The following is a 13568-nucleotide window of genomic DNA, read 5'->3' as shown; positions in this document are numbered from 1 at the left end:
ACGACCGGGCCTCCGGGTGGTGCTCAGCTGGGTGGTGCTCAGCTGGGTGCTGTCAGGTGCGCGTCAGCCGCGACGCACCTTGATCTTGACCACGGCCGTCTTGTTGCGGACCTTGCGGTTGCCGGCGTACTTCACCTTGACCCGCTTCGTGCCGGTCTTGTCGAACGCGGCGAGCTTGACGACCGCCTTGCCCTTCTTCAGCTTGACCGTGTACTTCTTGCCGCCGACCTTGACCACGACCTTGCCGGTCACGGTCTTGATGCCGAACGCCTCGGCCTTGATCTTCAGCCGGGTGCGGGTCTTGCCCGCGACGATCCGCTTGGGCTTGACGCGGACGTTGACCTCCGGCTTGGCCTTCCGCACGTCGATCGGGAGCGAGAAGGTCGTGCCGGTGGTGGGACCGGTGAAGGTCAGCAGCTGCTTGCCGGTCTTGGTCTTGCCCTTGAGCTTGACCGACACCGCGCTCTTGCCGTTCTCGTCGAACGGCGTGGTGCCGATCGTGTTGTCGACGGGGGCCGGCTTGAGGGCCTTGTCGCCCACCTTGATGGTGAGGACGGTGTCCTTGGCGTCGGCGGCCGTGCTCATCGCGAGCGACGAGAGGTTGAGCTTCACGTCCTGCCCGATGCGGTAGAAGCGCGGCGCGTCCGCGGGCCAGGAGACGCCCACCTGGCGCTGCTCCTTGTTGACCGCGAGGGGCGTGGTCGCGGCCTTGGCGGCCATGTAGTCGACCATCGCCTGGAGGTCCACCTTGCCGGTGTCGCGCTTGGCGGTGCCCTTGGCGAACTCGCGGAAGTTGTCACCACCGCTGGCGAGGAACGAGTTGACGGTCACGGAGTACGCCGTGGCCGGCTCGATCGCCTTGCCGTTGAGCCACATGCCCGTGACGCGGTTGCCCTCGGCCTTGGCCGGGTCATAGGTCGCGAAGAAGCCCGCCGAGGTGCCGAGCCGGAGGAACGGACGGGTCGGGACGGCTCCCTTGTCGTCGCGCTGCCACTGCTGCTCGAGCACGGTCTTGATCTGCGCACCGGTCAGCTTCATATTGACCAGGGTGTTGGCGAAGGGCTGGACGACGGCGGCCTGCTTGTAGGTCAGGTTGGCGGGGTAGCCGCCGGCCGCGCCCGTCATGTCCGCACGGAGGCCGCCCGGGTTCATGAACGCGATCTGGGCCGAGCCCGTCGTCGGGCTCTCGGTGGCCCAGCGCTGCACCTCCGCCACCAGGTTGCCGAGCGTGGACTCGCCACCGCGGTTCTCGGTCGTGCCGTCGGCGAGCTTGGCTCGGTTGAACGGACCGGCGACCTTGCCGAGCACCTTCGCGCCGAGCACGTCGGACTTGGCGACCGCTGCGTCCACGATGGCCTTCACGTCGTCGAAGGCCGAGGTCGCCTCAGGAGCGCTCAGGACGACGTCCTTGGCCTTCACGATCTTCTGCTCCACCACTGACACCGCGTCGGTGTCCGGGTCGACGCTGAGGAGCAGCTGGTTCAGGTTGGTGCCGTACTGACCGGCCGAGACCACGGGACGGCCCAGCGTGTCGGCGTTGGGGTCGGTGTGGTTGTAGGCGAGGTGGGTGTGGCCGGAGATGATCGCACTGACGTCAGGGCTGACGCCGGCCACGATCTGGGCGAAGGCCGATCCGTCGCTCAGCGACGCGACGTTGGTCGTGGCCGCGCCCTCGTGCACCAGCATGATGACGACGTCCGCGCCGGCCGTCTTGAGCTCCGCCGCGCCCTCGTTCACCTCACGCACGATGGGCTGCACGCTGAGGTCGGCGATGCCGCTCGGGCTCACCAGGGCCGGGAGGTCCTCGGTCACGGCTCCCACGAACCCGACCTTGACGCCACCCGCGGTGGTCGTCATCCACGTCGCCCCGTTGGAGACGTCAGAGGCGTCGGGGGTGGTGGCGGTGACGTCCGGGAGCGCGGGGCTGTCGTCGGACTTCTTGCGGACGTTGGCGGCGATGTACTGCCACGCCGCGCCGCCCTCGGGGTTCGAGGTCGCGTCGTAGGGCTTCATCACCCGGTTGACGAGGTCGTTGTAGCCGGCGTCGAACTCGTGGTTGCCTGCTGCCGAGACGTCCAGCCCGGCCCGGTTGAGGGCATCGAGGGTGGGCTTGTCCCGCTGGATGAACGACTCGAAGGTCGACGCGCCGATGAGGTCACCGGCCGCCGCGAACACGGTGTTCGGGTTGGTGGACTCCAGCTGTGCGACGGCTCCGGCGAACTGGGCCGCGCCGGCCTCGTCGCCGTTGGCCAGCAGTCGGCCGTGGAAGTCGTTGGTCCCGAGGATCTGGATGGTGAGAGGAGCTGCGTGAGCCGGAGCCGTCGTGCCGACCACGGCGAGCGGCGCTGCGAGCAACCCCGTGATCGTCGTGGCGAGGGCGAAGCGGCGACCTGGTCGTGATGCTGACACGAGTTCTGGGGCCTTTCGTCGGGTGAGTGGAACGTCACCCTAACCGCACGCAGGCGTGCCCTGACCACACCAAAGTAGTGTTTCCCGACCTTTCGGTCAGTGTTCGCCGATGGTCAGTCAGGCGGCGCGGACGCGCTGGCGGCGCACCTCGCGGACGAACTCCCAGCCCGACCACAGGGTCATCGCGACGGCGCCGGCGAGCAGCACCTGGCTGGCGTAGAACAGCACCTCGCCCAGCGGACCGGGCCAGAAGTCGAACGCCCCGCCGTGGGCGTCGCCGTGCGGCAGGGGCCAGAGCAGCCCGGAGAGGGCGAGGGCCTGCAGCACCGTCTTGACCTTGCCGCTCTGGGCCGCGGGGATGACGACCTGCTTGAGGACCGAGAGGCGCAGCAGGGTCACGCTCCACTCGCGGAGCAGCACGACGATCGTCACCCACCACCAGACGTCGCCGACGATCGAGAGACCGATCAGGGCCATCCCGGTGATCGCCTTGTCGGCGATGGGGTCGGCGATCTTGCCGAAGTCGGTGATCAGGTCGTGCTTGCGGGCCAGGTCGCCGTCGACCTTGTCGGTGATCATCGCGACGGCGAAGAGCGCGAACGCGACCCAGCGCCACATCGGGTCGTTGCCGCCGTCGTGGAGCAGCGCCCACCCGAAGAACGGCACCATCGCGATGCGGAGCGTGGTGAGCACGTTGGCGATGTTGAGGTTCGACACCTGGCGCTGCTCGGCGCTGGTCGGGTCGGTCGTCATCGGGTGGCTCCCTTCACTCGGGCGACGAGGTCGACACCGTCGGTGCCCGCCACGGTGGCCGTCACCAGGTCGCCGATCCGGGCTCCCTCCGCGCCGATGAGAATCGTCGTACCGTCCACCTCGGGACCCTGGTGGGCTGCTCGCCCCTCGACGACGGCCCCATCTGGTTCCTCGTCGACCGACTCGACCAGCACCACGACCTCCTCGCCGATGCGCTCCTCGGCCCGCTGGGCGTTGAGCTCCTCGACGAGGGCGGTGACGTGCTCGGTGCGGCTGCGGATCTCGTCCTCGTCCAGCTTGAGGTCCTCGGCGAACCCGGCCGCCTCGGTGCCGTCCTCGTCGGAGTAGCCGAAGACGCCCGTGACGTCCATGCGGGCGGCAACGAGGAAGTCGCACAGGGTGGCCAGCTCCTCCTCGGTCTCACCGGGGAAGCCGACGATGACGTTGGACCTCACCCCCGCCAGCGGGGCGAGCGCCCGGATCTGCTCGAGCAGGCCGAGGAAGCTCTCGGGGTCGCCGAAGCGGCGCATCCGGCGCAGGACCGTCGCGCTCGCGTGCTGGAAGGAGAGGTCGAAGTAGGGCACGACACCGGGCGTGGAGGCGATGGCCTCGATCAGGCCGGGCCGGGTCTCGGCGGGCTGGAGGTACGACACGCGCACCCGCTCGATGCCGTCGATGCCGGACAGCTCGGGGAGCATCGTCTCGAGCAGCCGGAGGTCGCCGAGGTCCTTGCCGTAGGAGGTGGAGTTCTCGCTGACGAGGAACAGCTCCTTGACCCCCTGGGTCGCCAGCCACCTCGCCTCGCCGACCACGTCGCTCGGGCGGCGGCTGACGAACGAGCCGCGGAAGCTCGGGATCGCGCAGAACGTGCAGCGCCGGTCGCAGCCGCTCGCCAGCTTGAGCGGCGCCATGGGGCCCGCGTCGAGGCGCCGGCGTACGGCGCGGGGACCGGTCGCCGGAGCACCCGCACCGATGTCGGTGACGTCGGCGGCGACCGCCTCGTGGCCGGGCACCGAGATGCCCGATGCGTCGCGCTCGACCGGGGAGATCGGCAGCAGCAGCCGACGGTCGGACGGCGTGTGGGGGTGGTGGGTCTCGCCACCGACGATCGCGCGCAGCTTCGAGGCGATGTCGGGGTAGTCGTCGAATCCCAGCACGGCGTCGGCCTCGGGCAGCGACTCGGCGAGGTCCTTGCCGTAGCGCTCGGCCAGGCAGCCGACGGCGACGACGGCCTGCGCCTTGCCCCCGTGGCCCGCGGACTCCTTGAGGTCGGCAGCCTCGAGCAGCGTGTCGACCGAGTCCTTCTTGGCCGCCTCGACGAAGCCGCAGGTGTTGACCACCACGGTGTCGGCGTCCTCCGGGTCCTCGACCAGCACGAACCCGCCGGCCTCGAGTCGTCCGGCCAGCTCCTCGGAGTCGACCTCGTTGCGGGCGCACCCCAGGGTCACCACAGCGACGTTCAGCGGGGTCGGGGGCAGCTCGGTGTCAGTCGTCATCGCACCCGTGAGTATGCCGGTTCCCCTCTCGTGAGCCTGCACCCGCGACACGGTGAGACCTCTCACCCACGCCCAGTGGAGTCAGTCGGCGACGAACGTGCCCTGGCCGGCGACGCCGGGCTCCCCCACGGCCCGCGCGTCGCCGCCGGCGAGCGAGACCGTGACAGCACCGTCGGACGACATCACGCGCACCGGCGGGGACGCCTTCAGCTCGCGCGTCTGGCCGACGGCCAGGTTGCCCTTGAAGACCTCCTCGCCCGAGGCGTCGCGCACGACGACCTGGGCACCGCCCGACGGCGCGCTCACCACGACGGCGACGGGGTCGGCGACCGGGGCGTTGCCGGTGCCCTGCGGACCGCCGGAGCCGTTCAGGACCGGCTGGGCGCCGCGCAGCTCGGGCGGGGTGTCCATGACCAGGCGGGCGATCGACCAGCACAGCACAAGGGCCATCACCACGGCCACGAGGACCGACCAGTTCGGGCCACCGCGGGTGCTGCGGATCGAGCCGTGGGCGCCGGTCGCGAGCTCCGCCTCGAACACCCGGCGGGGGTTGATCGGGGCGTGAGCGTAGCGCTCGTCGTACGACGCCAGCAGCGGCGCCACGTCGACGCCGAGCACGCGGGCGAGGGTGCGCAGGTGACCGCGGGCGTAGAAGTCGCCGCCACACGGCTCGAAGTCGTCGACCTCGACGGCCTCGATCACGTGCGGACGGATGCGGGTGCGCTCGGCCAGCTGGTCGACCGTCAGGCCGAGGCGGGTGCGCGCGGCGGCCAGCTCGGGCCCGATGACCGGGTCCTCGGCGGGCTCGACCTCGAAGTCGTCGAGCACCAGCGGCTCGACCGGCTCACCGGGCCGGGCGATGGCGCGGACCCTGTCGCCCCAGGTCTCCTTCTCCTCGACCAGGCTCACGCGGCCCGGGCGGCGCAGCTCGCGCCCCTCCAGCTCGTCGAGGTCCTCGTGCTCCACGAAGTCGCGCCGCACCTCGGAGCGGCGCGCCGACGTCGCCTCGCGCAGCGCGGCCGGCGTCGGGCTGGCCACGACGGTGTCCTCGACGTCGACGGCGGCGCCAGCCTCGACCACTTCGACGTCCACCTCGGCCTCGGCGACATCCACCGTGGCCTCGGCCGGCTCGTCGACGAGGCCCGCCAGGTCCGCTGCGTCCTGGTCGACCTCCGGCTCCAGCACCACGATCTGGCTGGCGTCGCGCGCCACCCGGCCCAGGGCCTCGGACAGGTCGCCGTCGGCGCCGACCACACGGGTCGACAGGCCGAGCGGGACGGCGAAGGAGGCGCCGTGCAGCAGGCGGGAGACGGTGGTGTGCCGCTTGCCGGCGCCCGTGAGCTCGGCCTCGATCAGCTCGAGGTTGTGCGGGACGACGACCAGTCGGCCGTCGCGCAGCAGGCCGCGGCGCGGCGTGTGCTCGACGTGGTGGACGGCCGTCCACGGCAGCCCGCGCCAGGTTCGGCCGAGACGGATCCGGATGCCCTGCGCGTCGGCGACCAGGAGCGGGGTGCGTGCGTCGACGAAGCCGGCCAGCCAGTAGGCGCCGAGCAGCCCCATCCCGATCGCGAACGCCCAGTCGAGCACCGCGCCGGTCTGGGTGGCCCGCGCCAGGTAGGCGATCGCGACCGCCGAGGCGGTCAGCCCCACGCCGGCAGCGATGCCGGCGTGACGGCGTACCTCGACGGCGTCGGGCGCGACGGTCAGGACCTCGCCGTTCCCCGCCGTGCGGTCCAGGTCGTGCGGGCCGTTCTCGTGCAGTGCTGCGGCGCCCATCAGGCTCCCCCCTCCAACGTGGCGATCACGGAATCGAGCTCGTCCGGCTTGACCAGGACGTCACGCGCCTTCGAGCCCTCGCTCGGGCCGACGACACCACGGCTCTCCATGATGTCCATCAGCCGGCCGGCCTTGGCGAAGCCGACGCGCAGCTTGCGCTGCAGCATCGACGTCGAGCCGAACTGCGTGGAGACGACCAGCTCGATGGCCTGCACCACGAGCTCCATGTCGTCGCCGATGTCGTCGTCGAGGTCGCGCTTGGACTCCTTCGGAGCCGTCACGTCCTCGACGTAGGTCGGCTCCAGCTGGTCCTTGCAGTGCTTGACCACGGCGTGGATCTCGGCCTCGGTGACCCAGGAGCCCTGCACGCGCACCGGCTTGGAGGCGCCCATCGGCAGGAACAGCCCGTCACCCTGGCCGACCAGCTTCTCGGCACCCGGCTGGTCGAGGATGACGCGGCTGTCGCCCAGCGAGCTGGTGGCGAACGCCAGTCGCGACGGCACGTTGGCCTTGATCAGGCCGGTGACCACGTCGACCGACGGACGCTGCGTGGCGAGCACCAGGTGGATGCCGGCCGCGCGGGCGAGCTGGGTGATGCGGACGACCGAGTCCTCGACGTCGCGCGGCGAGACCATCATCAGGTCGGCGAGCTCGTCGACGATGACCAGGAGGTAGGGGTACGGCGTGAGCGTGCGCTCGCTGCCCGCGGGCACCTCGACCTTGCCGGCCCGCACCGCCTTGTTGAAGTCGTCGATGTGGCGGAAGCCGAAGTTGGCCAGGTCGTCGTAGCGCATGTCCATCTCGCGCACGACCCAGGCCAGCGCCTCGGCGGCCTTCTTCGGGTTGGTGATGATCGGGGTGATGAGGTGCGGAACGCCCTCGTAGGCGTTGAGCTCCACCCGCTTCGGGTCGACCATGATCATCCGCACCTCGTCGGGCGTGGCCCGCATCAGGATCGAGGTGATCAGCGAGTTGATGAACGACGACTTTCCGGAGCCGGTGGCGCCGGCGACCAGCAGGTGCGGCATCTTCGCCATGTTGGCCACGACGAAGCCGCCCTCGACGTCCTTGCCGAGCCCGGCGACCATCGGGTGGTGGTCCGAGCGTGCGGTCGTCGACCGGAGCACGTCGCCGAGCGAGACGATCTCCTTGTCGGTGTTCGGGATCTCGATGCCGATCGCCGACTTGCCGGGGATCGGGCTGAGGATCCGCACGTCGGCCGAGGCGACCGCGTAGGCGATGTTCTTGGACAGCGCGGTGACCTTCTCGACCTTCACCGCGGGGCCGAGCTCGACCTCGTAGCGGGTGACCGTCGGGCCCCGCGTGTAGCCGGTGACGGTGGCGTCGATGCCGAACTCGTCCATGACCTGCATCAGCCGCTCGACGACCGCGTCGCTGGCCTTGGACCGCGCCTTGTGCACGGAGCCCGGCTTGAGCGCGGAGTTGTCGGGCAGCGAGTAGGTGATGTCGCCGGACAGCGCGAGCTGCTCCACGCGGGCCGGGAGCGGCGTGTGCGGAGGCGGCACGACCGCGCCGGTGTCGTCCTTGGCAGCGGCGGCGGCCGGCACGGCGGGCGTCACCTCGGTGGGTGCGTCGTCGGCGCCGTCGATCGGGTCGGCGAACAGGTCGATGCCGTAGTCCTCGACCGGCTCGACCTCCTTCTTCTTGCGGCGCTTGCGCAGCTCGCGGTCGGCCAGCACGGGGCTGTCGTAGGCCGGGTCGCCCATCCCGGGGTCGATCTCGTCGTCGAGCATCGAGCGGCGGCGCGTGCGGACCGGCTTGGTGGCCGCCTCTCCGTCGGAGGGCACCTCCTCGGCCGGCGTGCGGCCCAGGGCCTTGTCGCGCAGCTCGGCGAGCCTGACCGGGATCTGGTAGACAGGCGTGGCGGTGATGATCAGCACGCCGAAGGCGGCCAGCAGCACCAGCAGCGGCACCACGACGTACGACGTCTGCATGAGGTCGAGCAGCAGGCTCGAGGTGACGTAGCCGACCGCGCCGCCGGCGGACTGGAGGTTGGTGGCGTCGCCGAGGACCGGCTGCGGGTTGCCGTTGGCGATGTGCACGATGCCGAGCAGGCCCAGCGTGAACGCCGTCCAGCCGATCACCTGTCGGCCTGCGGGGCCGTTGCGCTCCGGGTCACGGAGCGTGCGCCAGCCCGCGTAGACGAGGAACAGCGGCACGAACCAGCCGACCTTGCCCACGGCCCCGGCGGTCACCGAGCGGGCGAAGTCCATCACTCCCCCGGGCAGCTGCCACCACACGGCGGCGGCCACGACCGTGGCCAGGCCGAAGAGGAAGAGCCCCACGCCGTCGCGGCGGTGATCGGGGTCGAGGTCGCGGGCGGACTGCCCGATCGACCGGGCGACCGCACCGACGGCGTGCGCGATGCCGAGCCAGACCGCGGCGACCCCCCGCCCCAGGGCTCCGAAGCCACGTGCGACCGGGCCCGGACCGTTGCGCACGGCACGCGGTGCCGGACGCGCCGCGGGACGGCGCGAGGACGCGCTCGAGCGGCTCCGGCTCTTCGAGGAGCTGGGGCGCTTGCTGGTACTCCGTGATCGGGTGCTCGAACCCTTGCTCCTGCTGGCAGAAGACGTGCTCGAGCTCCGCGACCCCGGCGGGGAAGACGTACGGGTCGCCATGCTGTGACCCTACGGCCAAGTCACACCAGCCACAGGGATCACAGCCGTGCGTGTCGTGCCGACGACGTCCCCCGGACCCACCGCCGCAGGCTCCGCCGGACGTCCTCCGCTCCCCGACCTCCGGAGTGGCGCGTGCGGCTCGCGCCCACCACCCCAAAGGCGGTGGAAGGGAACGAGGGCCGAAAAGTCTCCCGTGTGGCGCACGACTTACGGACAAAACCCCGCCCGTAGGTCTTCCCGGCGAACGCCCGGTGTCCTTAGGGTGGCCCAGATCACTCGGGAAGGGATTCCGGGTGCGAAGGAGAGGTCATTGCTTTGAAGCATCTCAACCGGGGCCAGGGGATCACCCTCGGCCTCGCTCTCATCGCCGCTGGGCTTGCCGCCCAGCCTGTGGTCGGCGCACAAGCCGCGCCGGCGAGCAAGACGGACCAGTCGGTCATCAGCCGACTCCGCGACGCCGCGTCGGGAACCGTCGACCTGCGGTCCAACCCGGCCACCGGCCGCGTCGGATTCGCCCGCGCCGAGGGCGCGAACGCCGACTTGATGCCCGCTGTCGCTGCGGAGGGTCAGCAGGGGGCCATCGACAAGGCGACCGCGTACCTCGCCGAGTTCGCACCTGCCTTCGGCGCCCGCGCTGCGGAGCTGAAGCAGACCGAGGTCTTCGCCAGCAAGTCCGGCTGGTCGGTGACCTTCACCCAGTCCTACAAGGGCGTCCCGGTCTTCGCCGGCGAGCTCAAGGCCCAGGTCGACCGCGAGGGTGACCTCACGGCCGTCAACGGCTTCGTCGCTCCCGCCCTCTCCCTCGACGTGACGCCCCGTGTGACCCAGGCACAGGCCTCGGCCCGCGCGATCGAGGCCGTCAAGGCCCGTCCCGCCGGCTACGAGGACGGCGGCCCGTCCGGCTACCAGAAGAACCTCGAGGTCCGCTCCGCCGACCTCGTCGTCTACCGCCAGGGCTCGCCGCGCGGCATCGACGGCAAGGCCACGCTGGCCTGGGCCGTCGAGGTGTGGAACAAGAAGACCGTCCGCGAGACCCTCATCCTCGACGCGTCGAGCGGCAAGCCGCTCAACCGCTGGTCGATGATGGCCGACGCCCTCGACCGTCGCCTCTACGAGGCCTACGTCGACGACAACGGCACTCCGGACAACCCGGACGACGACTTCGTCAACGCCGACCTCGTCTACTCCGAGGGCGACGACTTCCCGGGCACGCTCGACCAGGACCAGCAGAACGAGGTCCTCGGCACGGGTGAGGCCTACTGGCTGTTCCGCAACTCCTTCGGCTACAACGCCTGGGACGGCCAGGGCGGCCGGATGATCACGGTCAACAACGACCCGACCATCGACTGCCCCAACGCCAACTGGAACGGCGTCACCACCAACTACTGCTCCGGCGTCACCGGTGACGACACCGTCGCCCACGAGTGGGGCCACGCCTACACCGAGTCCACCTCGGGCCTGATCTACCAGTGGCAGGCGGGCGCGATGAACGAGGCCTACTCCGACATCTGGGGCGAGACCGTCGACATGCTCAACACCCGCATGAACGAGGTGGGCGAGACCAACTCGACCGACGGCCAGGTCAACCGCACCCCGGGCAACTGCTCGCAGTACACCCGGTCGCTCACCGACATGACGATCACCGCTCCGGCGTCGGTCGCCGGTCCGTGCGTCAACGTGCCCGCGTCGTTCGGCCCGGTCATCACCGAGACGCCGGTCAACGCGACCGCCGTCGTCGGCACCGACGCGGCCAACGAGGACGGCCCGACCACCACCGACGGCTGCAGCACCCTCACCAACGCCGCCGACATCGCCGGCAACTGGGTCTACGTCGACCGTGGCACCTGCCCCTTCGCCGACAAGATCGCCAACGCCGAGGACGCCGGCGCCGAGGGCATCGTGGTGGGCAACACCGCCACGGGCGCGCTCGGTTCCATCGCGGGCCAGTCCGACCTCTACGGCGTGATGGTCTCCTACGCCGACGGCCAGAAGTTCAAGTCCGCCGGCGCGCCGGTCGACTTCACCATCGCGGCCCAGGCCTCCGATGCGGACCCGACCCACCGCTGGCTCTCCGGCGAGTCGGACCCCGCCTTCGGCGGCGCGATCCGCGACATGTGGAACCCGAACTGCTACGGCGACCCGGGCAAGGTCTCGGACGAGGAGTACGTCTGCGGCTCGGAGGACTCCGGCGGCGTCCACACCAACTCCGGCGTGGTCAACCGCACCTTCGCGGTCATGGTCGACGGCATCGACGGCCAGGGCACCGGCATCGGTCTCGACAAGGCCGGGTGGCTGTTCTGGCACACCCAGACCAACTACCTCACGCCCACGTCGTACTTCCCCGACCTGGCCGACGGCCTCGAGGCCTCCTGCCAGGACCTGCGCGGCGTGACCCTGGACAAGCTGTCCCTGGGTGACCCCCAGCTGCCTGACGGCAGCGACGGCGGCGTCGTCGACCCCGAGGTCATCGTCGGCGGCATGACCGCGGCCGACTGCACCAAGGTCACGCAGGCCATCGCCGAGACCGAGCTGCGCCTCGACCCGACGGCCGAGTGCGACTGGCAGCCGCTGCTCCAGCAGGGTGCTCCCGAGCTGAAGTGTGGCGCGGGCACGACCACCACGACGACCTACTCGGAGGACTTCGAGGACGGTCTGGCCGGTTGGACCCAGGACGAGGAGCTCGGTTTCGACTTCTCCGAGGGCATCGCCTGGGAGGCCTCGACGTCGGCTCCCGAGCACACCGGTGGCGTGGCCTTCGGTCCCGACCCGGTCTCCGGCAACTGTGGTGCTCCCGGTGACCTGACCAGCCGCAACGGCCTGATCAGCCCGGCGATCACGGTGCCCAAGGGCACCACGCCGCGCATGCAGTTCGACCACTACATGGCCTCCGAGGCCACGTGGGACGGCGGCAACCTCAAGGTCAGCGTCAACGGCCAGCCGTTCGCGCTGGTCCCGAACGACGCCTACCTGTTCAACGCGCCTGCCGGCGAGATGGACCCCGACCAGGGCCCGATGGGCGGCGAGGCTGCCTGGACCGGCACCGACGGCGGCCAGCTGGGCGGCTCGTGGGGCACCTCCATCGTCGACCTGGCGAAGGTGGCCAAGGTCGGTGACTCGGTGAAGTTCCGCTTCGACATGGGCCGCGACGGCTGCAACGGCGTCGAGGGCTGGTACGTCGACAACGTGAAGGTCCAGGTCTGCGACACGCCGGCCCCGACCCCCACCCCGACCCCGACGCCGACCCCGGCGCCGGAGCCGGTCGAGTCGAAGACCCACATCAAGGTGAAGCCGAAGAAGCCCTCCTTCCGGGAGAACTTCAAGGTCGTCATCGACGTCGACGCCGAGGGGGCCGCGCCCACGGGCAAGGTCGTCATCCGGATCGACGGCAAGCTGATGGGCAAGGCCAAGGTCAAGGTCAAGAACGGCAAGGCCGTGTTCAAGATCAAGCGCGACTACAAGATCGGCAAGCACGTCATCCAGGCCAAGTACAAGGGCTCGGACACCGTGGACCACAGCAAGAAGCGCATCCGCTTCCGCGTGGTGCGTTGATCGACAGCTGAACAGCAGCACGACGAGGGCCCCGGCGGAGCGATCCGCCGGGGCCCTCCCGCATTCCGGGCCGCGGTCAGCGCAGTCCGGTGAGCCAGGGCAGCACGACCAGCACGGTCGGCAGCGCCAGGAGGGCCGCCGCCAGCGCGACGACCACGGCGGCCTGCACCGGGTGCGGCCGCTCGTCGCGCAGCACCTCGACCCGGGCCTGCAACGACCCCGCCGAGCCCAGTGCCCCGTGCGGCGCCGGCGACCCCGCCAGGGCGAGCAGGGCGGAGAGCAGGGCTCGCCGGTCCACGTGGCGTACGGCGGCCCGGTCGGCGAGGACCTCCACCAGCACCTCCACCTCGTCGCGGGCGGCGCCGCTGGCCACCCAGAGCGGGAAGGCGCGGTGCAGCACCGTGAACGCCTCGAGGACGAGGTCGTGGCGTGCGCGCAGGTGCGAGCGCTCGTGCTCGAGGACCGCGGCCAGCTCCGGCGGTGCGAGCCGCGTCAGCGTGGAGCGTGAGACCACGATGCGCGAGCCGGTCATCCCGGGGACGCAGTAGGCCACGGGCACGTCGTGCTCGAGGACGGACACCCCCTGGTCGAGGCTGGCGACCAGGTCGACCCGCTCGCGGTGGAGCCGGCGCATCCGGCGCAGCTCGGTGCCGGTCAGGTGCCCGCTCAGGAGCAGCCGGGCGGCGACCACGGCGGTGACGAGGCCGGCCGCGGCCGCCACCGCGACGTCGTACGCAGCCACGGGCGGCTGCCACAGCCGGTCCGTCGCGAGGGACAGGCCCGCGCCGAGGGCTGCCAGCACGGCGGCTGCGGCCGTGCTCTGCCACAGCAGCATCGAAGCGGCCGGCGTACGTCGCAGCTCGCGCCACCGCGACAGCGCCCAGGGCACCGGCCCCGCGAGCAGCACGGCGAGGGCCCCCAGCACGACAGGGGTCGGCACCGC

7 protein-coding genes are annotated in these 13568 nt (G+C 71.0%); 1 reads left to right on the top strand and 6 read right to left on the bottom strand.

The window, feature by feature from the left end:
• Nucleotides 1-63 precede the first annotated feature (63 nt).
• The 5 genes from ASC64_RS10590 to ASC64_RS10570 all read right to left on the bottom strand — a co-directional run bounded on the left by ASC64_RS10590 (nucleotide 64) and on the right by ASC64_RS10570 (nucleotide 9076).
• Complete coding sequence (locus tag ASC64_RS10590; protein ID WP_200937672.1) at nucleotides 64-2355, bottom strand: bifunctional metallophosphatase/5'-nucleotidase; 2292 nt, start codon at nucleotides 2353-2355, stop codon at nucleotides 64-66.
• A 171-nt stretch (nucleotides 2356-2526) separates the two neighbouring features.
• Entirely contained in the window at nucleotides 2527-3162 is a 636-nt protein-coding gene (pgsA, locus tag ASC64_RS10585; protein WP_056907502.1) for a CDP-diacylglycerol--glycerol-3-phosphate 3-phosphatidyltransferase, read from the bottom strand.
• Nucleotides 3159-4625, bottom strand: coding sequence for a 30S ribosomal protein S12 methylthiotransferase RimO (rimO, locus tag ASC64_RS10580; RefSeq protein WP_200937713.1), 1467 nt, complete (start codon nucleotides 4623-4625; stop codon nucleotides 3159-3161). The genes pgsA and rimO overlap by 4 nt, the downstream gene beginning before the upstream one ends.
• 114 nt (nucleotides 4626-4739) lie before the next feature.
• On the bottom strand, nucleotides 4740-6434 hold the full coding sequence (locus ASC64_RS10575) for a helix-turn-helix domain-containing protein (protein WP_056907500.1): 1695 nt from the start codon (nucleotides 6432-6434) through the stop codon (nucleotides 4740-4742).
• On the bottom strand, nucleotides 6434-9076 hold the full coding sequence (locus ASC64_RS10570) for a DNA translocase FtsK (RefSeq protein WP_082550373.1): 2643 nt from the start codon (nucleotides 9074-9076) through the stop codon (nucleotides 6434-6436). The genes ASC64_RS10575 and ASC64_RS10570 overlap by 1 nt, the downstream gene beginning before the upstream one ends.
• Nucleotides 9077-9391: 315 nt before the next feature.
• Between ASC64_RS10570 and ASC64_RS10560 the strand changes: the two genes are divergently transcribed.
• Nucleotides 9392-12625 carry a M4 family metallopeptidase gene (locus ASC64_RS10560; RefSeq protein ID WP_056907497.1) on the top strand — a complete coding sequence of 1078 codons (3234 nt, stop codon included), beginning with the start codon at nucleotides 9392-9394 and terminating at the stop codon, nucleotides 12623-12625.
• Between the two features lie 76 nt (nucleotides 12626-12701).
• Here the strand turns inward: ASC64_RS10560 and ASC64_RS10555 are convergent, their stop codons facing one another.
• Complete coding sequence (locus ASC64_RS10555; RefSeq protein WP_082550372.1) at nucleotides 12702-13565, bottom strand: M56 family metallopeptidase; 864 nt, start codon at nucleotides 13563-13565, stop codon at nucleotides 12702-12704.
• Nucleotides 13566-13568: the final 3 nt, after the last annotated feature.

It is taken from the genome of Nocardioides sp. Root122 (assembly GCF_001425025.1).
GTDB lineage: Bacteria > Actinomycetota > Actinomycetes > Propionibacteriales > Nocardioidaceae > Nocardioides.
This window is presented reverse-complemented; position numbering and strand designations above follow the sequence as displayed.

Bases quoted from the DNA above. Each gene is read 5' to 3' on its own strand.
- pgsA (WP_056907502.1), bottom strand. From the start codon at position 3,162: ATGACGACCGACCCGACCAGCGCCGAGCAGCGCCAGGTGTCGAACCTC.
- ASC64_RS10575 (WP_056907500.1), bottom strand. From the start codon at position 6,434: ATGGGCGCCGCAGCACTGCACGAGAACGGCCCGCACGACCTGGACCGC.
- ASC64_RS10570 (WP_082550373.1), bottom strand. From the start codon at position 9,076: ATGGCGACCCGTACGTCTTCCCCGCCGGGGTCGCGGAGCTCGAGCACG.